Raw genomic sequence first — 25,143 nt, forward strand, 5'->3', positions numbered from 1 at the left:
CCTCATCCCTCCCCCAAAGACTAGCGGATTCTCAGACGATTGTTAGACCGAGGCGCTTGGCGCACTGTGACACCGCCACTCAGACGCTCTCCAGTTCCCCCATCTTTACGATCGAGGAAGGGCTTGAGGTTAATATCCCCCGATCGCACACGAGTGTTATTTCTGCGGTTGATTCCCAAAGCTTGCCCAATCTGACCGAGAATGCCTGAATTGCTCGATTCGCCGAAGGTGACGACTCCTTGAGTTTGTTGACCGCTATCGGCCACCGTCAGATTTTGGAAGACGCGATCGCGAGTACTGACTGGATCTTGTCCAGGGGGCACGGTTAGAACAATACGGCAGGAAGGAACGCGATCGGTCGTCACGCAAATTGTGTTGTATCCGTTCTCAACGCCTGTCTTCATTTCCACCAGCCCATCAGGACGGTAAGCCTCTAGACGGCGGCTAATTTCATTACAGCGACGCGCCGAATCCCATCCGCCGCCCAACGTGCTCGGAGTGGCCCAAGCAAACGCCTGAGACGGCTGGCTTTCGGGCTGATACATGACGGTGGGCTGTCCGTTCATCGTCTGACACGCAAACCGAACACCATTGATGATAGAAGGGGGAGTCGTTGACCCCGAATTGCCCGGCTCCGTGTTGATGATCACATCTCCAGACGGTGAAGTGCTTTGTGCCCCAGCCGGAACCGTAGTTGCCAATCCGCTCAACAGCAGGGTGGCTCCCATCAAAAGACTTACACGCTTGACTGCCAGCGTTCCAATTTTTAAGCTCGACCCAAACTGTCGTCGTGACATGATAAATAAACCTCAATTGTGTGAGTATCGATCGCGTGAATGCTAAGTGGGATAGTGGTTTTAACCCTTCTCACTGTTCTCTTCCCCTGACCCTATTTTCTTTGAGCAAGTTCCCAGGGGATGAGTTTTGAGGGGCGGCTCATTTGGGTGGTGTCGGGTTTTTGAACGAATTGTCTACCTTAAAGAGACTTTACTTAACTTCACGGTGTTGCGTATCGTATACTGACGCGAGGATGTAAAAAAGGAGAGATGAAAAGATGTCGGAGGCAAAAAAGCCCCTGACAGTTCCCAAAGAGTTACTCGGCGCTCCCGGTGACTTGAATCCGACGCTCATCATTTTTTGGCTCTCGGTGGCGATCGCTGTGATTTCTACGTTGGGCTATTGGTGCTGGGGTTGGGTGGATTGGTGCTGCTTCTGTATGAATGTATTGGCGCTCCACATGGTCGGAACTGTAATTCACGATGCCTGTCATGGCGTAGCTCATCGAGATAAGTGGATGAATGCTTTCTTAGGACATGGCAGTGCGTTTCTGTTGTGTTTTTCTTTTCCGGTGTTTACCCGTGTTCACATGCAGCATCATGCGTTTGTGAATGACCCTGACAATGACCCGGATCATGTGGTCTCAACGATGGGGCCGCTGTGGATTATTAATGCTCGGTTTCTCTACCATGAGATTTTCTTCTTTAAGCGCAAACTTTGGCGCAAGAATGAATTGATCGAGTGGTTTTGGGCGCGGCTCTCTTTAGTGCTTGTGGTCTATGTGGCTTTCCACTATCACTTTTTGGGATACGTCTTTAACTTCTGGTTTGTGCCTTTGGCGATCGTTGGCTTAGTTTTAGGATTGTTCTTTGACTATTTGCCACATCGTCCTTTTGCGGAGCGCGATCGCTGGAAAAATGCCAGAGTTTACCCCAATGCGCTGCTGAACTGGCTGATCATGGGGCAAAACTATCATCTCGTGCATCACCTCTGGCCATCGGTGCCCTGGTACAACTACGAACGCGCCTACTATGCGACTAAGCCGCTTTTGGATGCCAAGGGCTGTAAACAATCAGTTGGTCTACTCAAAGAAAACTTTTTAGGCTTTGTCTACGACATTTTTTTAGGGATTCACTTTCATCACAATAACCCTGTAGAATCACCCGCCGAAGAATTGACGCTGGTCACGGCTCAAGAAGAATCGGTTTCAGTCGGCAAGTAACCGTTAAACCTCTCTGAATGGGACATCGCAATCCGGTGTCCTTTTTTTGTAGGGTCTAGTCTGCGAAATCTGTCTGTGTGTGGAGGCTGTTGGATAATCGATCCGCAAAAATTATGAATAGAAGAATTAACTATTGATGAAATTGAGGTTCAAGAAATGAAGAATTATCTCGGTTATCTCTTTACGCTGTTGGCGACCGCTCTGAGTTTGCTGGTTACAGACATTGTGCTTCCTGGCGTTAATATTCAATCATTTGTGGCGGCTTTGGTGGCAGGGGTCGCGATCGGGCTAGTCAACGCCTTTATCAAACCAATTTTGACACTGCTGACCTTGCCGATCAACTTTCTAACGCTGGGTTTGTTTACGCTGGTTGTGAATGGAATCTGCTTCTCGTTAGCGGCTGCAATCACGCCTGGATTTAGCGTTCATGGGCCGGTTTCTTTTATTCTGGCACCCGTGATCCTGTCGTTTGCCAGCACCTTCCTCAACAAATACTTTGCAGAACGCAACGTTGATCTCAAAAGCACTAATCTGACCACTGATGTTTAACGTTTGGCTGATAGAGCAATCCTGAATGAGTTGTGAGAATTGTTAAAAGATGGGTTCTTAGTCATTAGTTATTTGCCTTCGATCAACAACTGATTACTAAATGCTAACCACCGAATTCTCACAACTCAAATAGGGTAGCTACCGTAATTTAAAACTTTAGGGACAAGGCTTTGAAGGCCGATGTCCCTAAAGTTTTGTTTTTATCAAATGGTTCTTAATTTGAAGAATTTCCAACTTGAGCCATTAACCAATCGGGTCTTAGATCTCTGGCTTGTCGAAGATAGGGATGGTGAATTCTGACATTGGGATCGGGTGTATTAAAGTGAATCAAAAAGCGAATACAACGCTCTAAACTTCCTTCTACATACATTTGTTGAACATCCAAAAGCGGCACATTATCCCAGTGGGGACGCTGACGAGCGATCGCCGCCGGAAAAATTGCATCCAGGTCACGAGTCACCGAAAAGGTTGCGCTAATAATCTCGTCGGGGTCAAGCCGATTGTGAGCCTCTAACTCGTCCATCAACTCCGTCACTGCTTCTCGAATCGCCTCGACGGTGTTTGCCGAAGCCGTTGTCGCTCCACGAATCGCTCGAACTCTCCACTGCACGTCTCATCCTCCAGGTTTTCTCTAGACTGTTAGCCGTTCAATTGTAAGAGAGGGAAGTCAGGAATGGGGAGTGAGGATCTGAGATTTGATGCAATGTCAACCTGAAGGTCGTGATAACTCCCGCTCAATTCCCGCCGCCATTAGGGACGATAAAGCCACAGAGGAAGCCCACTGGTCGAGAGTTCAAATTCTAGCCAGTCCATTCCCGCTGACAGTCCAGGAACGGTGTCGATCGCTCTAGTCAGGCGGTTACTGATCAGGCTGTTGTTAGAGGTGAGGCGATTGACGAGGGGTTTCTTTTCTTCAAAGGTGAAGCATTTGGTTTTTTCGGGGTCGAGACCTACGAGTTCGGCCGCCCAGCGACGCGCGTCTTCTTCGGTGCCGAGTCGATCGACCAGTCCCAAGGTTACGGCCTGCTCACCCGTAAAGACGCGCCCATCAGCAAAGGTTCTCACCGTCTCGTTGGGTAGATTGCGCGACTCAGCGACCGTCTGCACAAATTGAGAATAGCTGATGTCAATCAAGTCTTGCAGAATGATTTTTTCGGGGTCGGTGAGTTCGCGATCGAACGCCAAAATATCTTTGTAAGGCCCCGATTTGATCACCTTAAAGGAAACGCCAACTTTCTCCAGCAACCGTTCCAGATTATTGCCCCGCAGAATTACGCCAATGCTGCCTGTGATCGTTCCTGGATTGGCCACGATATGTTGGGCACCCATGCCGATGTAGACCCCGCCAGATGCGGAAATATTGCCAAAGCTTGCAACGATTTTGACCTTTTCCTGCAACTTTCTCAGCGCACTATAAATCTCCTGCGAGTCGCCCACGGTTCCTCCTGGACTGTCAATTCTCAGCAGCAGGGCAGGAAACTTTCTTTCTTCAACGGTTTTGAGCGCTTCTAAAACACGCTTTCGAGTTGCGCCCGCGATCGCGCCATTGATTTCAATTCGAGCAATTTGTTTACGAGACCGGGGCTTAAAGAGCCGAAGCATAGGAGTTTGCACAATGTAGTGTGGATGACCAAATTCTAGTGTGCCTCATTTGGAGGTGAGGTGTGAGGAGTGAAGCGTGAGGCTGGTTGACGGACAAACTTCTAATTTCTGTCGCTAGGTGGCTGTCACGGACAGGTTCAGCGGTGATGCTTCGCGAAGAGGCTGTGAAATGATCAGAGATTTTTTAGCCAGTCCAGAAAGAACCCCTTCGTCAAGCGGAACGATCGCCCTTCAAACCCCAACATTTCAATTTCAGATGGCAACGATCGTGTTCTGAACCACAACATTTCTATTTCAAATAGGAACGATCGTGTTCTGAACCGCAACGTTTCGATTTCAAACGGGAACGTTTCAATTTCAGATAGGAACGATCGTGTTTTGAACTCCAACGTTTCAATTTCAGATGGCAACGATCGTGTTCTGAACAAAAAGATTTCAGGTTTGAGGCGGATTGATGGACAAAATTCTTAAAGCGCTGCTGTTCCGTGGTCAGTTTGAGGTGATTTTAGCGATCGCACTTTGCAGGGTTCTACAAAACTACGAGAAATTTGTCAGTCAATCAGCGTGTGGCGTGTGGGGTATTAACTTGAACCTCAAAAATGATTAAGTGCTTCATAGAACTACATAATTAAATACAATAAGCTCAACCCCCTCATCAGCAAATCCCATGCACTTGAAGATTACTGAATCTCGACTTCCCTTTGCGCCGTTGCTGCTGATTGCACCCTTCTTTCTTTGGGGCACGGCAATGGTCGCCATGAAAGGAGTGATTCCGCAGACGACTCCGTTCTTTTTAGCGGGAGTGAGGCTCGTGCCTGCGGGAGTGATGGTGCTGATAGCGACCACCTGGATGGAACGACCTCAACCCAAGGGCTGGGCAGCGTGGCTGTGGATTTCGCTGTTTGCGATCGTCGATGGCGCACTTTTTCAAGGATTTCTCGCTCAAGGACTGATGAGAACCGGGGCAGGTCTGGGGTCAGTGATGATTGACTCTCAACCGCTGGCCGTTGCCTTGATGGCCCTGTGGCTATTTGGCGAAAAAATCGGCTTGTGGGGTTGGCTGGGGCTGACGATCGGCGTTCTCGGAATCAGTTTGCTGGGGCTACCGGAGGAATGGATTTCGTCAGCCGTGCAGTCGATCGCTCAGGGGCGGTGGGTTCTAGATAATTTCTCAGGAATGAATTTTGTCTTGAACCTATTTGATAACGGACAGTGGCTCATGCTGTTGGCGGCCCTGTCGATGGCAGTCGGAACCGTCTTAGTTCGCTACGTTTGTCGGTATGCCGACCCAGTGAGCGCGACGGGGTGGCACATGATTTTGGGAGGACTGCCGCTCTTTGGGCTATCGAGTCAGCTTGAGTCCGATCAGTGGATTCATTTGAGTAGTGCTAACTGGGCGGCGCTGGCTTATTCGACAATTTTTGGCAGCGCGATCGCCTACGGTTTATTTTTTTACTTTGCTTCCAGCGGCAGTCTGACCAGTTTGAGTTCGCTGACCTTTTTGACTCCCGTGTTTGCCCTGCTGTTTGGCAATCTATTTTTGTCTGAAGTGCTGAGTCCGCTTCAGTGGGTAGGCGTGAGTTTGACGCTGGTGAGCATTTATCTAATCAATCAGCGAGAAGTCTTGACTGAGAAATTAAAGCGATCGTTCTCTGAAGAAGTTTCTCCGGATCAATCGGACGCGCTCAAGAATAGTTCTCTGTCAGCACAACCAGAAACCAGTGAAATCGCGGGAGTGCCGTTGGCCGTCGTCGAAACTGAACCCGAAAGATTGCCCTAAGCCTGTGTAGTTAAAATCCCGTAGGGTGTGTTGGGCAATGCGAAACGCACCACCAGTCTCAAAGAGCACCACCTGTAAACTTAATAACCCCAAAGATTACATAGGGTGCATTAAGCTGCTCAAAACTTACCCTCAGACAGAATCGCTGCGTTTCGCATGACTCAATACACCCTACAGATGACGATTCCATTGAATTTGAGATCGTTGGCGGAAGACTGATCACTAGTTGACGGATTATCATTTCTGTGTAGGTGCCAAACTTTTTGAGGGCACTATATTGATCTGGCGGTTAGGATTGAGCTAGCTAAAAGAACTTCCCCCCCTTTGTTGATACGCTAGTCGCACCCCCCTTTTGGGTCAGCCTATGATTTCTCGTTGCCCTGGTTTTTTATTCATCGCTTGCGCCGTGTGTATGACGGTCGCCTCCAAACCAGCAGCCAGTTTTGCAGGTGAATTGACAACCCCAAAAAACGCGGTTGCCCAGATTTCCCCCAAAGCGCTCCAATTTGCTCAAGCCCCTTCTCAAGACGCTGGTCAGACAGAATTGACGATCGGCGCTCAAGGCCCCCAGGTGAGCAAGCTGCAAAAAACCCTCAAGCTCTTGGGCTACTTTGACGGCGAAATTACGGGCATCTACGAACAAAGTACGGCGGAGGCGGTCAGTAAGTTTCAAAAAGCGACGAGTCTGCCAGAGGCCAAGTTAGCCAAAGCGGATGAGCCTCAAAAATCAGAGAATGCACCAGGATGGATGATACCAGGCGCGATCGGGGGCGCGCTTTTGATGGGCGGAGTCGGCTTGTTAGCCTGGAGGCGCAGAAAACCAGTCGATCGACCTACCCAACCAGAACAGCCATTACCGGACGCTTTGGTTGAATCTTCTGAAGAATCGCACGATCGACCCAGTGAGTCTCCTGTAGACCACTCAGAAAATGGGGTAAGTGATTCGGCTGCGCTCAAGGGGCACTCTAATTCCAACGGTCACGGTCACACGACAGTCACCGTTTCGGAAACCCTTCCACAGCATACAGAACCACCCATGAGTTATGTCACAGAAACACCCAAGGTTTCAGAAACGACTCGGCTGGCGAAAATTAACATCGTCGATGAGTTGATTCGAGACCTTCGGACACCTGATCCGGCCAAACGGCAAAAGGTCATTTGGGAATTGGGTCAACGAGGAGACACGCGCGCAGTCCAGCCGATGGTTGATTTGATGCTTGACTCTGACTCAAAGCAGCGAAGTTTGATTCTCTCAGCGCTCTCAGAAATTGGAACTCGGACACTCAAACCGCTGAGTCGAGCGTTGGCGATTTCGCTCCAGGACGAGAATGCAGACGTTCGGAAAAATGCGATTCGCGACCTGACGCGAGTCTATGACATGGTGGCTCAAATCAGTCATCTGTTACACAAAGCGACTGACGATCCCGATCAAGAGGTTCAGGAGACAGCCCGTTGGGCCCTGGGGCAATTAAATCGAATTCGGACTGTACCAGGAATGGAGAGTCTGCCTGCGCTCAAAAATTCGGTGAGTCCGCCGGAGAGTTTGCCGTAAGAGAGGGATGAGGAATGAGGGATGAGGAATGAGGGATGAGGGATGAGGGATTGCTTCGAGTTACTGCAAGGGTGCGCTACATAATGGGTTGATTTGAGGATAGGGTGTATCTGTGAGAAAGTTCTAAGTCCGTTTGGCTTCATTCTTCATCCCTCATCCCTTCTTTTTGTGTCTCATTTTTTTCAAAAACCGCTCAAAATATTGTTGTTGTCTACCTCGGTTGGTGCGCTGGGGTCGGGGTTAGGTGGGGGTGTCGAGTTGACGCTCAAGAGTGTGGCTCAGGCGTTGAGTCAGCGAGGTCATTCTTTGACGATCGTCGCTCCACAAGGGTCAGTCTTAGAAGGCGTTTCTCTCGTGTCGATCGCTGGCACACTTCAAATCACGGCTCAAACTCAAGGACGCGATGCGCTGGTGACGATTCCTCAAAATTCTGTCCTGGGGAATATGTGGGACTATGCGCGTCAGGTACAGCACGAGTATGATCTCCTGTTTAATTTTGCTTACGATTGGCTGCCGTTTTATTTGACTCCGTTTTTTGAGCGCCCGATCGCTCATCTAGTGAGTATGGGTTCGCTAACGGAGGCGATGGATCAGATCATTGAGAAAGTCGCGCTTGAATTTGAAGGAACGATCGGGGTTCACAGTTTGGCTCAGGCCGAGACGTTTCGATTCAAAAATCACTGTCGCAACTTGCAAAACGGCTTTGATTTGTCGCTTTATCAGTTTTGTTCTCAGCCCAAAAATCAGCTTGCCTGGGTCGGTCGGATTGCCCCCGAAAAAGGGCTAGAAGATGCAGTGGCGGCCGCTGAAAGGGTGGGAATTCCGCTCAAAATCTGGGGCGTGATCCAGGATGAAGACTACTGGCAAAAGATATTGATTGACCATCCAGGTGCGCCCGTTGAGTATGGGGGATTTCTCTCAACCCGTGAGCTACAGCAAGTTTTGGGAGAATCGAGAGCTTTGTTAATGACTCCGCGGTGGGTAGAGGCATTTGGCAATGTGGCGATCGAGTCCCTGGCTTGTGGCGTTCCGGTGATTGCCTATCGTCGCGGTGGCCCCTCAGAAATTGTGCGCGATGGTGAAACAGGCTGGCTCGTCGAACCCGATAGCGTGGATGGATTGGTGTCCGCCATCAAGAAAATCGATGCCCTCGATCGTACGCTCTGCCGCCAACAAGCCCAAGCCCACTATTCTCTCGAAGCCTTCGGCGATCGTCTAGAATCCTGGTTTGCCGACCTGATACGCTAAACCAAAAGCCATCCTACATTCGTCCCTCCTCCCTCCTCCCTCATCCCTCTCCCCATGAAGCCTTGCCAAATTCCACCACCGCTAAAACCGGGTGATCTGCTGCGGGTGATTGCGCCGAGTGGTACGTTACGAGAATTTTCTGCTTTTGAGAAAGGGATTGAAGTGTGGCGCGATCGAGGCTATCAGATTCAATTAAGCGATGGGTTTGACGATCGCTGGGGCTATCTCGCTGGCACTGACCAAGCCCGCCGCACTCAGCTAGAAACGGCCCTCAAAGATCCTGCTTGTCGTGGCATTCTCTGCGCTAGAGGCGGATATGGCGGGGCGAGACTGCTCGAAAATTGGACGCTGCCGATCAGTAAACCCAAGTGGCTGATTGGCTTCTCAGACATTACAAGCTTGCTGTGGAGTTTCAGTCAGCAGGGAATTTCGGGCATTCATGCTCCTTTATTGACGACGATCGCCACCGAGCCAGATTGGTCAACGCGACGATTATTTGATTGGCTTGAGAAGACAGTATTACCCCCCATTCAAGGCACAGGTTGGGGAAACGGACAAGCGACCGGATTGTTGCTGCCCGCAAATTTGACCGTGGCGACCCATCTTTTGAATACGCCCTTACAGCCTGATTTGGCGGGTGTGATTTTAGCGCTAGAAGATGTGAGCGAAGCGCCCTATCGGATTGATCGAATGTTGACCCAGTGGCGATCGAGTGGTGCCTTTCACCAAATTCGCGGCATTGCATTAGGAAGATTTAGCCAATGTGAGCCACCTGCTAGCGTTCCGAGCTTTAGCGTTGAAGAAGTGGTGCGCGATCGATTAGGGGATTTGGAGATTCCGATCGTTTCCGATCTGCCCTTTGGTCACGATGGCGAAAATGCCGCGCTGCCCGTCGGAATCCCCGCTTTGTTGGATGGCGATCAAGGAATTCTCAGCTTCCCAAACGAAGGCTAAGTTAACGTGAATTCTATGCAATTGTCCACTGGGGTTACCATGCCAAAAATTCTATCTGAAGGTCATCTAATGCCCATTCTTATCACTCCAGATTGATGGGTTTAAAGGAGCGATCGCCTAACTTTAAGCAAGTAGGAGCTTTCCAACCTCTGTTCTAACCCTGTACTTCCATGAATGCTTGACTCTGGTCTCCCCAAACTGTTTCAGTCTTTTCTCAAGTTTCTCAAGTATGTACTAATTGCGCGTCGCAAATCCCTAATCCTGTTGCTGATTGGAGTCTTTTTGCCTCTGCAATTTTTTGGAGAACTGGCAGAAGATGTTTGGGAGCATCAGGGCGGCTTTCCTTGGGATGTACCGATTCTTTTGGCGATTCACTCGACTAGCCAGCCACAACTCGATGCGATCGCGACCTTTCTCACCAAGTTGGGAGTCTTTTTGGGCGTGTTTCCGATTGCGATCGTCACAGGATTGATATTGCTAGTCAAACGACGATGGCACTCATTGGCTTATCTGGTCACGACGCTAACAGGAAGCATTCTGATCAATCGAACTGCAAAAGCACTGCTTCATCGAGTTCGTCCGCGCTTGTGGCAGTCGCCCGCTCCGGAGTTTGATTACGGGTTTCCGAGCGGACATGCGATGTCAAGTATGACGCTGGTTGCCACCCTGGTTATTTTGACCTGGAACACTCGATGGCGATGGTGGGTGCTAATTGGGGGAGCCGTATTTGTGCTGACGATCGGATGGACTCGTCTCTATCTGGGTGTGCATTATCCCAGTGATGTTTTGGCTGGATGGCTGGTTTCGATCGCCTGGGCAATCGGCGTAAGTTTGTTGATCAGACCGCGATCGACTCAACCTCGACTAAAAGAAACACCCAATAAATAAAGCACCCGTTAAAAGTGGATTCCGCTAAGGGCATGACATTGCTATGCCTCTACACTATGCTTCTACATTGGGATATCATTTGTCTGCAAGTCTCTAGTCGCTAGTGATTGACTAAAAATAGTTATATATAAGCGACTGAAGATCTGTAATATTAGATCGCCTATTTAGGTTCAGCGAGGCAATAGAGAATGGTTGTTCCGGGAAGTTGTTCTCCGAGTGTGGCGGCTGGAATGGCTGCTCTGCAAGCTTTCTATAATCTCTCGACAGGGCTATGGAATACAACAGGTTGGTGGAATTCGGCAAATGCTTTGGAGACGACGATCGACTATGCGACGATCACTCAGACAATTCCTTATCGGGGCAATGTGTTCAATACCTTTGAGAAAAACAAGCACACTAACTTTCTCAATCCCTGGTTTTATGATGACGAAGGCTGGTGGGCGCTAACTTGGATTAGAGCCTACGATGTAACGGGTCAACGTCGCTATCTAGAGATGTCAAAAACCATCTTTGAGAATATGACCCAAGGCTGGGATGCAACCTGCGGCGGTGGAATCTGGTGGCACAAACGCCGACAATACAAAAATGCGATTACGAATGAATTGTTTTTGTCGATCGCAGCTAAACTCCATAGACGATCATCTACTCAAGCTGAAGCAGTCTATTATCTAAACTGGGCACAACGAGAATGGGAATGGTTTAGAAACACCGGAATGATCAACTCTGACAACTTGGTGAATGATGGTTTAGATGATGCTTGCCGGAATAATGGTAAAACAATTTGGACATATAATCAGGGCGTGATTTTGGGTGGGTTAGTAGACTTGTATCACAGCACAAAAGATCCGACCTTGTTGGCTCAGGCAGAAGCGATCGCCGATGCTGCAATTCAAAAGCTGGCACCCAATGGCATCTTACAGGAACCCTGTGAAATCAATCGGGATTGTGGAGCTGATGGGCCGCAGTTTAAGGGGATTTTTATGCGAAATTTGTCTGACCTTTACCAGACGTTACCCAAGCCTGAGTACAAAGATTTTATAACGCAAAATGCGGCGGCGATCTGGTCACGGCGCGATCGTAGTAACCAATTTGGTTTAAGCTGGGCGGGCGAGTTTGATCAGGCGGATGCATCTCGACAAAGTTCTGCGATGGATGCTGTGAATGCGGCAATCTTGCTGGGAACCACGGGAATCTATCAGGCTGAGAATGCAATGTTATCTGGAGCAAAGCAGGCAGCGATCGAGCCAGGATTTCGGGGGGCTGGGTATGTTAAAAGTACAGTTAACAACGATTCTGTGACCTTTAATGTCAAAGTTTCTTGTTCTGGAAAGTATGATCTTAAGTTTCGCTATGCGACGATTGAGGGAAATGCATCTCGATATGTTTATGCTAATGGTAAAAAGGTCGTAGATAATCAGATTTTTCCACAAGGTCAGACCTGGAACGAGACCACCGTTTCTAATGTCTGGCTGAATGCTGGCGAGAATACCGTGTCTATTATCTTTAATGCGCTCAAAGGCAGCCAAAATTCATTAACGTTAGATGAAATGCGAATTGAGCCACGATCGTAACGTTTGTTCAATTACCTGGATACTTTTACCTGGATATTTTGATGGTTAATTCACCTGCACGATCGCTGGCTATTCGCGGTGCTTTTCTAGATTTTATCGATGATCCTTTTTATGTGAATGAGTCAGACTGTGTTCGCTACTTAGCCGATGGGCTGTTAGTTTTAGAAGATGGCTATGTGAAAGAACTGGGAGCTTATCAACAGCTTTGCGATCGCTATTCGGATATTGAAGTGGTTTCCTATGTCGATCGCTTGATTGTGCCTGGGTTTATTGATACTCATCTTCACTTTCCACAGACCGAAATGATTGCGGCATATGGCGAACAGCTTTTAGGATGGTTAAATCAATATACCTTTCCAGTTGAAGGTAAGTTTAACAATAAGTCCTATGCTCAAAAAGTGGCAAGTTTCTTTTTAGATGAATTGTTGAAGAATGGAACAACAACGGCGCTTGTGTTTGCGGCTGTTTTCCCCGAATCGGTAGAGGCTTTTTTTGAAGAAGCCAGTCAGCGAAATCTGCGGATGATTGCAGGCAAAGTTATGATGGATCGCCATGCGCCTGACTACCTGTGTGACACCGCCGAAACCTCTTATCAAGAAAGCAAACAACTGATCGAGAAATGGCACAAAAACGGCCGATTGCTCTACGCGATTACGCCCCGATTTGCGATTACCTCCAGTGATGAACAACTGCGTCTCGCAGGCAAACTGTTAGCAGAGTTTCCGGATGTTTATCTGCACACCCACTTGTCTGAAAATGTCGATGAAGTGGTCTGGGTAAAAGAACTTTTTCCCGATGCTGCGGGCTATTTAGATGTCTACGATCGCGCCGGATTAGTTCACGATCGCTCCGTCTTCGCCCACGGTGTCCAGCTTACAGATGAAGAGTTTCGGCGGCTCTCAGAGACCGAAGCAGCGATCGCGTTTTGTCCTACTTCTAACTTATTTTTGGGGAGCGGACTGTTTAGAATTGAGCAAGCAAAATCCGTTGAACACCCGGTCAAGTTGGGGTTGGGCACAGATGTTGGCGGGGGGACTAGCTTTTCGATGCTGCAAACAGCAAATGAAGCTTACAAAATTGCTCAAATGCGCCAACAAAATCTTTCTCCCTTTAAGGCACTGTTTTTGATGACGTTGGGCGGAGCCAGGGCACTATCACTTGATGACAAAATCGGCAATTTTGAAGTTGGAAAAGAGGCAGATTTTACTGTATTGGATACGCGATCGACTCCAGTTATGGCTTTCCGCAACCCGATCGCAACCGCTACTACACTGGATGAACTCGCCGATAAAGTGTTTAGTCTGGTAATAATGGGAGACGATCGGGCTGTTTGTGCGACCTATGTGGCGGGAGAGCTGACCTACCAGCGCGTTTAACTGATGGATAACCTTGCCAGTATTAACAACGTCAATTACGATACGTTTGGAATTAGTGCGCTGTAGATCAACACTGTAGATCAATACTGACCCTTCATTGAGTGTTTTACAAATGCTGCCACGCTTCATCCTCTTTAGGGGTCAGCTTTAGGGGTCAGCCAATCTTCCGCCAAACTGGATTCACTAGATAAGCTAATTTCTAATTGCGTTTGTTCAAGTTCTCTAGATTTGATAAACAGCAAAAAATCTAGTACTTCTTTAAGTATAGAATCGGATGCTTTTCTATCTCTTTTAATAGTTGCTTTTTAGGGCTGATGCTCACATTAGTTTCTCCTGGTGATGTTTCACAATAAGGGTTACTTGATCGGGAAGCCAGGAATCAATTGATCAATCGCTTGCATGGTCTGCATGGTTTCTTTGAGAGCAACGACAACTTTTTGATAGTGCAATACGTCGTCAAAAGATAAGGTGCGTTTGGCTTTTTTGCGATCTTTTAGCCATTTGTCTAGGACTTGATAACCACCGATCTTAAATTCCCAAACGTCAGGGGTGATGCCTTCAAAGTAGCGGTTTTTGTTGATATAAATTCGCTGTTCGGACGGTTTGTAGGTAACTTCGGTTACGGCATTGTCGCCATCGCCGCCCAGTATGGTGATCAGTTTGTTGAGTTTTTTTGATTTCATCAGGTGTAGAGCGACTAATTCTTCGCCTTTTGCACCCAAGTCTTTGAATAATTGATCGTTGCTGGTCAGAGGTACGCGGGGAAAGTCGATTTTGAGAAACTCGGCGTAGCGTTGGCGATAAGTGGGGCTGTGGAAGATGGCGTAGATGTAGTAAAAGATGGTCTCTGGAGTCGGCACATAGCCAAGCTTCTCTCGAATTGCTGCAATGAACTCTAAAGAGAAATTTGGAGATCTTTCAGCGAATAAATTGCCTTGCTGATTGTCAGTATCAGGATGAAGATAAAGAGGAAAGTAATAGTTGAATTCTCGCGACTCAATAGAAATTGCATTGCAATCACCTAATAGGTTAGTCACAAAAACGTGATCAAACCCTAGTTCTACTTGCTGTCTACAAAGTATTAAAGCTGTATTTTCTTGCAGTAGATGTTGCATTACATCCTTGACTGGTCGCTTTAAAGTCCTTTTGCTGAAGTATATCCAACGATTATCAAAAGGTCTATAAAAGTAGCGCTTAAGTAAGTCTGATATATATCCTTCTGTAATAGCTGCATTACGCTCTTTTTCAAATACCCATCCTGCTTTGTCCTTTAAGCCGTACTTTGATTGTATTTCGCTGTTACTAATTTGATTAGAGTAGAAATCTTTTAGCCGAATTGTGAGTGTAGTTTCTTCTAGAGAAACGGCAAAATCATCGTGACCTGACTGAATACCATTTTTATAGAGACTAAAAATATCCGTCACAATTACCAGACTTTGGTACTCATCGCCTAAGCTAAAGTCTTTAGGAGCAAAAAAGTAGTTTGGTGGTAATGGCTGTATTTCTTGCCATTCTACAGATTCAATGTCAGCACTAGAGAGGAAATTATACTTCTCTTGGCGCTTACCCCACAAATCATAGTAGGCAACTTTTGACAACTTCTTAGGCTCTTTTACAGATGGGTTATTATCCTTAACTCCAATTACGATGGATACGCCCTCTTTGATATCAAAAACGTTTCGATCAGGACTTCCATCAGGACAGTTCTGATCCGGTATTCCATGTAAATCCATTACATAAAACTGATCAAATGTCTTTAAGAGTTCCTCTCTAACTCCACGGTGAATTAAACCATTTAGATAAGAGCTTGCAGTAATATATCCAACCACTCCATAGCCTGTCTGTTCAACACGATGATGAGCAAAGCAAATAAATTTTAGGTAGTCATTGTCTAGAGGTGATATGTTTTTCTCACCTTCCTTCCGAACTCTGCCTTTGTAACGCTCCAAAAGCTCACCAATGTAAGTTAGCTCAGTAATTTCTTGAGGCTTTTTCGCTGTTTTTACGATTTTCTCCCAAACTCTTCCTGTGTATCTAATGTCAGCTAAATAGCTTTCATTAGCCTTTGCAATTCTCTTCCGCTTACTAGCATTTTGAGAGCTTCCCGAATACGGTGGATTTCCCAAAATCACCATAATCGGTGCGTTTTTCTTCACTACTGAGGCTTCGTTGGCTTCTTGGGCGACAAACTGACCAAACAAGATCTCTGATTTTTTGAGGGCCTCGTCCAGCGTATTCGTGAGGTAGATGCCTAATCGCTGTTTGCCCTTAAATTGATAGCCCAACTCTTGCAGTTGTAGACCGAGTTTGAGATGAGCGATCGCATAAGGAGCCATCAACAACTCAAAGCCAAACAACCGATTCAGCAAATTATCTTTGACATAGCTATCCCACTGATTGGCCATGCCGATTTCTTCTAAATTTCGATAAATCTGCTTGACCACTTCATACAAAAATGTGCCCGTCCCCGTGGCTGGGTCAAGGATTTGCACCCTCGGCTTTTGCGTCACCGGGTCTTTGGCATTATCAGCCAACCCCAACGGCAGATCAAAGCGATCTTTGAGAATCGCATCCACCGATCGCACAATAAAAGACACCACAGGCTCCGGTGTGTAATAAACGCCCCGACTCTTTCGCAAAGCCGCATTGTACGCCGCCAAAAATGTCTCATAAAAATGCACAACCGGATCTTCTTGACGAGTCCGCCGCCCAAAATCTTCTAAAATGCTGCCCATATCGACCTGAGACAGCACTTGCACCAGATCATCGATCGCCCAATCAATTTGACTAATTGCATCGGTTTCTACGATCGTATTAAACAACCGCTTCAAAAACGGGTTCGTTGCCGGAATGTAAGTGCCCGCCGTGCGCCGAGTAAACGTATCACTTCCTGAATTTTGAGCATGACCCACCCTTGCCGCAAATAGCCCATAAGAAATCGTCTGAGCATACATATCCGCAAAGTCAGCATCATTCAAATCGGGCAACAACACCTCACTAAACCCCTGCTTTAACTGATGCAACTCGCCCTGAGATTCTTCTAGCCCAAGTGCCGTTGATGTCGCCAACTTAATCGCCTTCGTCAACCTCGCCATCTGTCGCGCCAAGTCTTCAGGACTGCTAATGATCTCGCCCGTGTAGTTGAGAAACTGATCCAGCAGAGCCGCGATCGTGTTAGTTTCTCTAACTTGCAGCTTATTACCATTGCGATCAGCTAAAGCTTCTTTTAGCCTGCGCTTGCCGTTGACATACCAGCGAAACTCTAGATAATTGGTCAACACCAAATTAGGAAAGGCTTCGAGATAACGCTGCAACTGCTCTGATTTCTCAATCTGATCCAGATCTAATCCAACGTCCTTGGCTTCTACATAGCCCACCAACAAGTCTCGTCGCTTAACCGTAAAGTCTGGAATCCCTGCTTTGTTGCCTTTTTCCTCGATCACCGCATCAATTCCAACAGCAGGATCATCCAACAAATCTTTTAATGCTGGGTAATGGCTGCGCTCACTGCCCTTTTGCAGATTCTTTTGAATTGACTTTAGATAAACATCAAACGAGAAAGATGACATTATGCTCTCAGCCCCGGTGTAATTGGTGAACTTTTGGTAAACGCCTTCCGCCGCTTCAGTGTTCCCACTTAATTCTCCATCTTCCACCCTCAAATCCTGAAATATCAGCTTCGACCCCCAAAGTTTCGACCTCAGAACTCCATCATTTGACCTCAGAACTCGAAAGGCCAACCTTCTTGCTTGAAACTTTGACCTCAGAACTCGAAACTTCGACCTCAGAACTCCATCATTTGACTTCAGAACTCAAAACTTCGACCTCAGAACTCCATCATTTGACTTCAGAACTCAAAGTTTCGACCTCAGAACTCCATCATTTGACTTCAGAACTCGAAAGGCCGAGTAAATTACTCCAATTGCACACTTTAGAACAGCGATCGCGGCTCCTGAACATCCTAAAGTCCCTCAGAATGGAGGGTTGGGGGGCAGAAAACTCAAACAACGAAGCAAAAAGCGCCCTAATCTAATTCTTAATCCCCGTGGCCGCCACCCCGCGAATTAGTTGCCGTTGACCTAACAAAAATAAGAGAACAACCGGAATCGTCGCAATCACGACCGCCGCCATCATTAGCGTCCAATTGTTCGTGAACTGTTCTTGAAAGCCCGCCAACGCAAGCTGCACTGTCCGGAGGCTCGATCGCGTCGTAAACACCAGCGGTTTAAATAGATCATTCCACTCGCCAATAAAGGTAAATAGGAACAGCGTCACCAAAGCCGGACGAGACAACGGCAGCATAATTCTCCAAAGAATCTGAAACCGATTAGCTCCATCCAACATGGCCGCTTCTTCTAGCTCGATCGGAATCGTCTGAAAATATTGCCGCATCAAAAAGATCCCAAATCCATTCACCGCTGTCGGCAAAATCAAAGCGCCATACGTGTTAATCAAATGCCCCCATTTCAACACCAAAAAAATAGGAATCACCAGAATTTGAAACGGAATCACCAATGTCGTCAAAATGACCAACAATAAAGCCTGCTTGCCTCGAAATTGCAGCCGCGCCAGCGCATAACCTGCCAACGCCGATGTAACCATTTGAATTGCCGTCACCGCCAGCGCCACAAAGGTCGAATTGGCGAACGCCAGCAAAAAACCGCCCCGCTCCCACGCTTCTCGATAGTGGTCAAACGTCCAGCCGCCCCCCGTTTTGGTCAACGACATTCCCGCCATCACGCTCAAGGGCAACAGCACCAAAATTGCGCCCAAAACTAGCAGGAACAAACTGAGCCATTGCACACTCAAGGTATTTACACTGAAAGCGGCTCGATCGAAGGAACTTTCTCGCTGCATAAATTTCCTTTGATGGATCGATGAAACGGTTCTTGATAGAAAAATTAAGAAAAGTTCATCGTCACAAGCTACACTTAACGCTTGAACGACCCAAATTCACCAGACTGGCATTTTAGCTCTCAACTGCACCATCAGAGCAGAATTTAACGATTCTCAGCCTCATCTTAACCAGAGACGGTAAAGTGTAGAGTGGGAGCAGACTGGAGTTAAGAACCCCATTTTCCCTAACCCTTACAGTCCCAAAATCGGCTTACCCCGACTTATCCACGACCAGGAGACAATTGTTCTATGCCGCAACTTGAGGCGACCCCAGAGATTGACTTCCACAGCGAGCTTTACAAAGATGCCTACAGCCGCATCAACGCGATCGTCATTGAAGGCGAGCAAGAAGCCCACGAAAATTATCAGCGATTGGCGGACTTTCTGCCTGATGATAAAGATCAACTCTTCGGCTTGGCAAAAATGGAGAACCGCCACAAAAAAGGCTTTGAAGCCTGTGGACGCAACCTCAAAGTCACCCCAGACATGGAATTTGCCCGTCAGTTTTTCTCACAACTCCACGAGAATTTTCAAACTGCGGCCGCCCAAGGAAACGTCGTCACCTGCCTGCTGATTCAGTCGTTGATCATTGAATGCTTTGCGATCGCCGCCTACAACATCTACATCCCCGTAGCCGACGACTTTGCCCGCAAAATCACTGAAGGCGTAGTCAAGGACGAATACACTCACCTTAACTATGGTGAAGAATGGCTAAAAGCAAATTTTGAAGCTTCTAAAGCAGAACTCGAAGCCGCCAACAAGCAGAATTTGCCGATCGTCTGGAAGATGCTCAACCAGGTCGAAACCGATGCCAAAGTTCTCGGCATGGAGCGCGAGGCACTTGTCGAAGACTTCATGATTCAATACGGCGAAGCCCTGAGCAACATCGGCTTTACCACCCGTGACATCATGAAAATGTCTGCCTACGGACTCGCAACCGTCTAAAAGGATTCACAGGGGATGTAAGGATTGCGATCGCTTCCCTCATCCCTCCTCGCGAATGCAGGGCAAAGCTCTCCCTCATCCCTTCCTACTCACCCATCTCAGCCATCCACGGGCTGCTACCATATCTGTCGATGTTTGGTCTAATTGGTCATCTCACAAGTCTAGAACACGCTCAATCGGTTGCAAGAGAGTTAGGGTATCCAGAATACGCTGACCAGGGGTTAGATTTTTGGTGCAGTGCCCCGCCCCAGATTGTTGACAACATTACGGTCACCAGTGCCACCGGACAAAAAATTGAGGGTCGATACGTCGAGTCTTGTTTCTTGCCCGAAATGTTGGCGACTCGTCGGATCAAAGCCGCGACGCGCAAAGTAATCAACGCGATGGCTCACGCCCAAAAGCACGGTATCGACATCACAGCCCTGGGGGGGTTCTCATCGATCATCTTTGAAAACTTCAATTTGCAGCAGATTCGACAAGTCCGCAACGTCATGCTGGAGTTCGATCGCTTCACGACGGGCAACACTCATACCGCCTATATTATCTGCCGTCAGGTCGAGCAAGCCGCCAAACAGCTTGGAATCAATCTATCTGAGGCGACGGTGGCCGTTTGCGGGGCGACGGGTGATATTGGCAGCGCAGTCTGTCGCTGGCTTGATGCTCGAACGGATGTCACTGAGTTGTTGCTGATCGCCCGTAACCAGGAGCGGTTGCAGGAATTGCAGGCCGAACTTGGCCGCGGCAAAATTGTCGGACTAGAAGAAGCTCTGCCCCAAGCGGACATCATCGTTTGGGTCGCCAGTATGCCCAAAGGTGTTGAAATCGATCCAACCGTTCTCAAACAGCCTTGCTTGCTGATCGACGGCGGCTACCCCAAAAATCTGGGCACCAAAATCCAGCATCCTGGCATTACCGTGTTGAATGGTGGCATTGTCGAACACTCCCTCGATATTGACTGGCGAATCATGAGCATTGTCAATATGGATGTGCCTGCTCGTCAACTGTTCGCCTGTTTTGCGGAATCAATGCTGCTGGAATTTGAGAAGTGGCACACTAACTTTTCTTGGGGAAGAAACCGGATCACGATCGAAAAGATGGAGCAAATCGGCGAAGCGTCGGTAAAACACGGGTTCCGACCGTTGTTAATCTAAGAATTGCTCTACCCTCTAACAATCTTTTAAGTGAACGGGCGGATCTTGCATCCGTCTATTTTTTTGGTTAGAAGGGGAGAGTTTTAATAGCGTCGATCGCTGTCTCCATCTCAAATTCTCTCGACCCTATAATGACTTCAAGAATTCGCAGGCAGAGAATTGATGAGAAAATCTTTGAAGAACCTTTCTGTTCATGAGGGGTGGCTGATCTTTTTGGCGTGTTTTCTTATCTATTTTCTTAGTGAGCAAACGATAATGACGGCTGATCCGGTGCCCAACACATTGCTTGCCCTCAACTGGTTTATTTATACCTTTGATAACCTGAGAACCAGCCACTAGGGAATTGGCAAAGCTTAGTTTTCTTGTGGAGGCTTCCAATGGACATTACACCTCAGCCTATTTGATCGAAACGACGATTCTCACGCTCCTTATTTATTGTGCTCTCTACTTAGTGCTTTGATGAATCAGATTGAGGTCAATGGCATCAACTCAAAGCGCATGAAGGTCACCGGACAGATGTTTGAGGATGCGTATGATCTAGCAATGACAGTGATCAAAAGCATAGAAGCACGAAGTAAAACAATGGGTTATGCTTTAGAACGTTTTGAGTTTAATTTCAGCTATAGCAATCCTAAATGAGTCATGAACAGATTTCTGTCGCTCCGTTCCAGTCCGCTACGCCCCCTAAATCCCCCATTCTGGGGGACTTTGAAACCTGATTGACTGACAGATCTTTTCCAGTAGGTTGGGCTGAACTCGGTGAAACCCAACGTGAGAGAGGCGACTGTTGGGTTTCGCGTTGCTCAACACCAACCTACAAAAAACGGGGGCTTCAGGAGTTTTGTCAGTCAACCAGCTTTGAAACTGGGGAATGGGTCTTGAAATCTAGGAAGTCTCTCGCCTCAAAGTCCCCCAAAGTTGGGAGATTTAGGGGGCACGATCAAGTCTGCATTTCACGAGTGATTTGGGATTGCTAGAGCGACTTATTTTCTTTAAATAAACCTTGCAGCAGCAAAAAATATCGATAGAATCATTGCTCACTTGTGACCATTTTCTACTACTTACGAGGTCAGCTTAAAGATAATTATTGAGTCAGATAAAGCGATCACTCCTTCAACTTTTGAATAGAAGCAGTTCAAAGCATGTCATCCAAAAAAAACATTCTCCAAGTTTCAGGTACTTTTCTAGCACATGAAGGGTGGCTGATATTCGGTGCTTGCTTCATCATCTATTTTCTAAATGGACGAACCATTAGTGCAGGTGATACGATTCCTAACACCTTGCTTGCCTTCAATTGGTTGATCAACCACACGCTGAACTTTGAGAATTTTAGGAATACCTATTTATTCTTTGTTGCTAACCACTATTTCTTTGCTGAAAACATTCGAGGATCTTTGACGGCCTTTTATCCGATCGGAGCCGCAATTGTTACTTTTCCAATTTACGTTTGCTTCTATATCTACCTACTAATCTCTAAAGGATTTCAGTCAATTGATATTACGAGCGCTGCTTTTGAAGTCGATCGCTTGTTTTTTGAAAAGATGGCTGCTGTGATCGTCGCGTCCCTTTCGGTAGTCATCTTTTACTTAGCATCTAAGCTCAAGTTTGGTAAATCTGTAGCGATCGTTTCCACCTTTGTTTACGCCTTTGCAACAGGAACCTGGATGATTAGCTCTCAAGGACTCTGGCAACATGGGCCAACCAATCTAATAACGCTTGCCGCATTGCTCTGTTTACTAAAAGTAAACCATTCTAAAAAACGAGAAAAGATACTCTTACTCCTTGCAGGCAGTTTCTGCGGTCTTCTGCCTGGAATTCGCCCAACTAATATTGTCTTTCTGCTGGCAATTTTAACCTACGCTCTATTCACCTACCGTAAGCAAAGTTTCTTTCTATTTCTGGGCTTATCCTCTGTCTTGATCAGTGCTATTTGGAATTTTTACCAGTTTGGTAGTTTTGGCGGAGGTTATGGTGGAGCAGGCAGTCTTTATCTGTTTACTCTAAAGCGATTTGCTGAAGGATTTTCTGCACTTCTTGTGAGTCCTAGTAGAGGTTTCCTAGTTTTTTCTCCTATTGTTCTTTACGCAATTCCCGGTCTGGGACAAGTCTTAAAGCTTAAGTCAAACAGAGATGAGAAACTGCTTCTTTACCTTTTCTTAGCTGCACTTGTGCTCTTTATTCAGTACTGCTTCTTTGAAATCTGGTGGGCTGGCTATAGCTATGGCCCAAGATTCTTGACGGATGCTTTGCCGATCGCTTGCTTTTTAATTAACTATACGATCGTAGCTCACTTAAAATTGCTCAACGAGACTAAACGCAGTTTATTCAACATACAAACCTTCGTCTTCTTATCTGTGCTTTTATTTTCTCTTTTCGTTCAAGTAGTGGGAGCATTTGGGACATCCATGTGGGAGGCGATTCCAATCACAATTGATAGAAGCTACGCCCAATCACAAAGTACCTGGCGACTGTGGGAACTTCGGGATAGTCAAATCGAAAGACATGCTCAAACCTTATTTTTTAGAATTACTAAGCCTGCCAGAAATTTAGACTACATAGCAGGACTGAAAGGATCTATTCTGCAAATTAGAGATGAGAAAAAGCAGCCGATTACAACTTCACTATCAGTCGCTCCTGGCACCACTCATGTATTGAAAGCAAAAGTTAAAAATACCGGAAAGTCCACATGGTTAGGTTATGAGACTGGGGCCGGGTTGGGCGAAGTCTATGTGAGGATTCGCTTTTTCGATCAGCAAGGTCAACTCATAAAATCGGGTCAGCTTTATGTCTCTGGAAGACCTCGAAGTCAGAAAACAGCCAACGCTTTGGGAGAAGTCGCCTTTCCTCCACAGGCGGGTCTGTACAAAATGATTTTTGATTTAGTAATCACTGGAACAGGTGAAATGAATGACGTTGAAGGACGATCGCTACTAGAAATCCTTGCAAAAGTCGGCACCTAAAGCGCTGTGAGTCGTCAACCCCAAAATGGCTTTGAGCAGGTTAAGCTTTGCACTATCTGATATCCTGAGTATTTTGGAATGCTACTTTTTCAAAATTATGCCTGAAGCACTATTGGAGCCGTTGTTGCGGTGGTTGCGCTTACGAAAAGTAATTTCGCAAATCCCACCCGACGCAGAAATTTTAGATGTGGGTTGCGGTACCAAAGCGGCTTTTTTGAAGACGATCGCCCCTCGCATCAAGCAGGGTGTGGGCATTGATTTCAAAGTGCCTACTATGCAGTCAGGAAATCTTAAAACGACTCAAATGATGTTGGGCGGCGTTCTACCTTTCGAGGATGCCAGCTTTGATGTAGTCACCATGCTGGCTGTTTTAGAGCATATTGAGCAAGAAAAACCAATTCTGCAAGAAATTCACAGAGTTTTGAGAGACAATGGCAAACTCGTGCTCACGGTTCCCTCAGTTTGGTCACAGCCTGTTTTAGAGTTTTTATCCTACAAACTAAAGATTATTAGTGAAGCAGAAATTAGAGATCACAAGCGATACTACGATCGCCAAAGGCTAAGAAAAGTCTTAGTAGACGACTCTAGCTTCAAGGAATTTAAACATCAGTATTTTCAGTTTTGGATGAATAACTTTTGCACTGTTGTCAAGCGATCGCAATAGGTTGAGCAAGCTAAAAACTTAAAACTGGGTTGAGCGTCGGTACAGGTGTTTTTGGGAAGATCTATCACTATGAAACTGTCAGTCATCATTCCTTGTTTCAATGAGTTAGGCACCATTATGCAGGTCGTTGAAGCGGTCAAAGCTGCACCAATTAGAGACCTGGAAGTGATTATTGTGGATGACTTTTCCGCCGACGGTACACGAGAACTTTTGAAATCTCAAGTAGAATCTCAGGTTAATCAAGTGATCTACCATTCTAGAAACCGTGGCAAAGGGGCGGCTTTGAGGGCAGGATTTGCAGCCGCAACAGGGGATATTGTCATCGTTCAAGATGCTGACCTTGAGTATGATCCTCAAGAGTTTTCGGTCATGATCCAGCCGATCGTAGAAGGGAAAGCGGATGTGGTGTTTGGTTCACGGTTTGTGGGCAGTCAGCCTCATCGGGTTGTTTACTATTGGCACATGGTTGGAAATCGATTTCTAACGACGCTTTCTAACATGATGACTAATATTAATCTCACTGATATGGAGACTTGCTACAAGGCTTTTCGACGAGAGGTCATCCAGGCGGTTCAAATTGAGGAAAATCGATTTGGGTTTGAGCCAGAAATCACCGCGAAAGTTGCAAAAATGGGTTGCCGAATCTACGAAGTTGGAATTTCTTATTACGGTCGCACTTATAAAGAAGGTAAGAAAATTACTTGGAAGGACGGCATTCGCGCGATCGTTTGTATTTTTAAATACAACTTGTTTTCCTCAAAGGTTTCTTCTATTCAGCAAGCCAGAAGCTTAAGCAGATTTTAGGGATGTTAGGCAAGAACTTACCTATTGCGCCTCTTTCTGAGAACTCTATAGGTAATTTTCACACAGGAAATAGAGTGAGTTTTTCTTGTGAAGAGACATGCAGAAAAATTCTTTCCTAGTCAATAACTTCAGCGCTGCAACATGAAAGAACTGCTTGACTGACAAAACTAGGAAGCCGGAATGCAAGAGAGGACAGTAAATTCA

Annotated in this window: 23 protein-coding genes; 18 read left to right on the forward strand and 5 right to left on the reverse strand. The window is 46.9% G+C overall.

Annotation, left to right across the window (positions count from 1 at the left end):
• Positions 1-20 precede the first annotated feature (20 nt).
• Complete coding sequence (locus tag ACKFKF_RS21215) at positions 21-797, reverse strand: COP23 domain-containing protein (RefSeq protein WP_446869569.1); 777 nt, start codon at positions 795-797, stop codon at positions 21-23.
• Positions 798-1,054: 257 nt separating this feature from the next.
• Between ACKFKF_RS21215 and crtR the strand changes: the two genes are divergently transcribed.
• A complete protein-coding gene (crtR, locus tag ACKFKF_RS21220) occupies positions 1,055-1,999 on the forward strand; it encodes a beta-carotene hydroxylase (RefSeq protein WP_446869570.1) in 945 nt (314 codons plus the stop codon).
• A gap of 156 nt (positions 2,000-2,155) precedes the next feature.
• Positions 2,156-2,548: a phage holin family protein gene (locus tag ACKFKF_RS21225; protein ID WP_446857155.1), complete on the forward strand. Its 393-nt coding sequence runs from the start codon at positions 2,156-2,158 to the stop codon at positions 2,546-2,548.
• A gap of 214 nt (positions 2,549-2,762) precedes the next feature.
• Here the strand turns inward: ACKFKF_RS21225 and aroH are convergent, their stop codons facing one another.
• Positions 2,763-3,158 (reverse strand): chorismate mutase, encoded by a 396-nt coding sequence (gene aroH, locus ACKFKF_RS21230; protein WP_446857156.1) that lies wholly within the window; start codon positions 3,156-3,158, stop codon positions 2,763-2,765.
• Positions 3,159-3,298: 140 nt separating this feature from the next.
• A complete protein-coding gene (gene sppA / locus ACKFKF_RS21235; protein ID WP_446869571.1) occupies positions 3,299-4,150 on the reverse strand; it encodes a signal peptide peptidase SppA in 852 nt (283 codons plus the stop codon).
• Between the two features lie 454 nt (positions 4,151-4,604).
• Between sppA and ACKFKF_RS21240 the strand changes: the two genes are divergently transcribed.
• The 8 genes from ACKFKF_RS21240 (at position 4,605) to guaD (ending at position 13,519) form a co-directional block, all read left to right on the forward strand.
• Complete coding sequence (locus ACKFKF_RS21240; RefSeq protein ID WP_446869572.1) at positions 4,605-4,757, forward strand: hypothetical protein; 153 nt, start codon at positions 4,605-4,607, stop codon at positions 4,755-4,757.
• Positions 4,758-4,817: 60 nt separating this feature from the next.
• Entirely contained in the window at positions 4,818-5,930 is a 1,113-nt protein-coding gene (locus ACKFKF_RS21245) for a DMT family transporter (protein ID WP_446869573.1), read from the forward strand.
• Positions 5,931-6,294: 364 nt separating this feature from the next.
• Positions 6,295-7,482 (forward strand): HEAT repeat domain-containing protein, encoded by a 1,188-nt coding sequence (locus ACKFKF_RS21250; RefSeq protein WP_446869574.1) that lies wholly within the window; start codon positions 6,295-6,297, stop codon positions 7,480-7,482.
• A gap of 168 nt (positions 7,483-7,650) precedes the next feature.
• The gene (locus ACKFKF_RS21255; RefSeq protein WP_446869575.1) at positions 7,651-8,730 is read left to right on the forward strand and encodes a glycosyltransferase family 4 protein; all 1,080 of its coding nucleotides are present in this window, start codon (positions 7,651-7,653) and stop codon (positions 8,728-8,730) included.
• 54 nt (positions 8,731-8,784) lie between these two features.
• Entirely contained in the window at positions 8,785-9,684 is a 900-nt protein-coding gene (locus ACKFKF_RS21260) for a S66 peptidase family protein (RefSeq protein WP_446869576.1), read from the forward strand.
• Positions 9,685-9,858: 174 nt separating this feature from the next.
• Complete coding sequence (locus tag ACKFKF_RS21265) at positions 9,859-10,572, forward strand: phosphatase PAP2 family protein (protein ID WP_446869577.1); 714 nt, start codon at positions 9,859-9,861, stop codon at positions 10,570-10,572.
• Between the two features lie 188 nt (positions 10,573-10,760).
• Entirely contained in the window at positions 10,761-12,143 is a 1,383-nt protein-coding gene (locus ACKFKF_RS21270) for a glycoside hydrolase family 76 protein (protein ID WP_446869578.1), read from the forward strand.
• A 41-nt stretch (positions 12,144-12,184) separates the two neighbouring features.
• Entirely contained in the window at positions 12,185-13,519 is a 1,335-nt protein-coding gene (guaD, locus tag ACKFKF_RS21275) for a guanine deaminase (protein ID WP_446869579.1), read from the forward strand.
• Positions 13,520-13,875: 356 nt separating this feature from the next.
• Here guaD and ACKFKF_RS21280 read toward each other — a convergent pair whose 3' ends face one another.
• Complete coding sequence (locus tag ACKFKF_RS21280) at positions 13,876-17,175, reverse strand: type ISP restriction/modification enzyme (protein ID WP_446869580.1); 3,300 nt, start codon at positions 17,173-17,175, stop codon at positions 13,876-13,878.
• 101 nt (positions 17,176-17,276) lie between these two features.
• On the opposite strand from ACKFKF_RS21280, the gene ACKFKF_RS21285 reads away from it, so the two are divergent.
• On the forward strand, positions 17,277-17,552 hold the full coding sequence (locus tag ACKFKF_RS21285; protein WP_446869581.1) for a hypothetical protein: 276 nt from the start codon (positions 17,277-17,279) through the stop codon (positions 17,550-17,552).
• Here ACKFKF_RS21285 and ACKFKF_RS21290 read toward each other — a convergent pair.
• Positions 17,549-18,376 (reverse strand): carbohydrate ABC transporter permease, encoded by an 828-nt coding sequence (locus ACKFKF_RS21290; RefSeq protein ID WP_446869582.1) that lies wholly within the window; start codon positions 18,374-18,376, stop codon positions 17,549-17,551. The genes ACKFKF_RS21285 and ACKFKF_RS21290 overlap by 4 nt on opposite strands.
• A 288-nt stretch (positions 18,377-18,664) precedes the next feature.
• On the opposite strand from ACKFKF_RS21290, the gene ACKFKF_RS21295 reads away from it, so the two are divergent.
• The 7 genes from ACKFKF_RS21295 to ACKFKF_RS21325 all read left to right on the forward strand — a co-directional run bounded on the left by ACKFKF_RS21295 (position 18,665) and on the right by ACKFKF_RS21325 (position 24,939).
• On the forward strand, positions 18,665-19,360 hold the full coding sequence (locus ACKFKF_RS21295; RefSeq protein WP_446857168.1) for an aldehyde oxygenase (deformylating): 696 nt from the start codon (positions 18,665-18,667) through the stop codon (positions 19,358-19,360).
• A 131-nt stretch (positions 19,361-19,491) separates the two neighbouring features.
• A complete protein-coding gene (locus ACKFKF_RS21300) occupies positions 19,492-20,511 on the forward strand; it encodes a long-chain acyl-[acyl-carrier-protein] reductase (protein ID WP_446869583.1) in 1,020 nt (339 codons plus the stop codon).
• 174 nt (positions 20,512-20,685) lie between these two features.
• Entirely contained in the window at positions 20,686-20,850 is a 165-nt protein-coding gene (locus tag ACKFKF_RS21305; protein ID WP_446869584.1) for a hypothetical protein, read from the forward strand.
• A gap of 120 nt (positions 20,851-20,970) precedes the next feature.
• Positions 20,971-21,150 carry a hypothetical protein gene (locus ACKFKF_RS21310; protein WP_446869585.1) on the forward strand — a complete coding sequence of 60 codons (180 nt, stop codon included), beginning with the start codon at positions 20,971-20,973 and terminating at the stop codon, positions 21,148-21,150.
• 887 nt (positions 21,151-22,037) lie between these two features.
• The gene (locus ACKFKF_RS21315) at positions 22,038-23,471 is read left to right on the forward strand and encodes a hypothetical protein (RefSeq protein WP_446869586.1); all 1,434 of its coding nucleotides are present in this window, start codon (positions 22,038-22,040) and stop codon (positions 23,469-23,471) included.
• A 97-nt stretch (positions 23,472-23,568) separates the two neighbouring features.
• Positions 23,569-24,135 carry a class I SAM-dependent methyltransferase gene (locus ACKFKF_RS21320; RefSeq protein WP_446869587.1) on the forward strand — a complete coding sequence of 189 codons (567 nt, stop codon included), beginning with the start codon at positions 23,569-23,571 and terminating at the stop codon, positions 24,133-24,135.
• A 69-nt stretch (positions 24,136-24,204) separates the two neighbouring features.
• A complete protein-coding gene (locus ACKFKF_RS21325) occupies positions 24,205-24,939 on the forward strand; it encodes a glycosyltransferase family 2 protein (RefSeq protein WP_446869588.1) in 735 nt (244 codons plus the stop codon).
• Positions 24,940-25,143: the final 204 nt, after the last annotated feature.

This window comes from Phormidesmis sp. 146-12 (genome assembly GCF_052939495.1).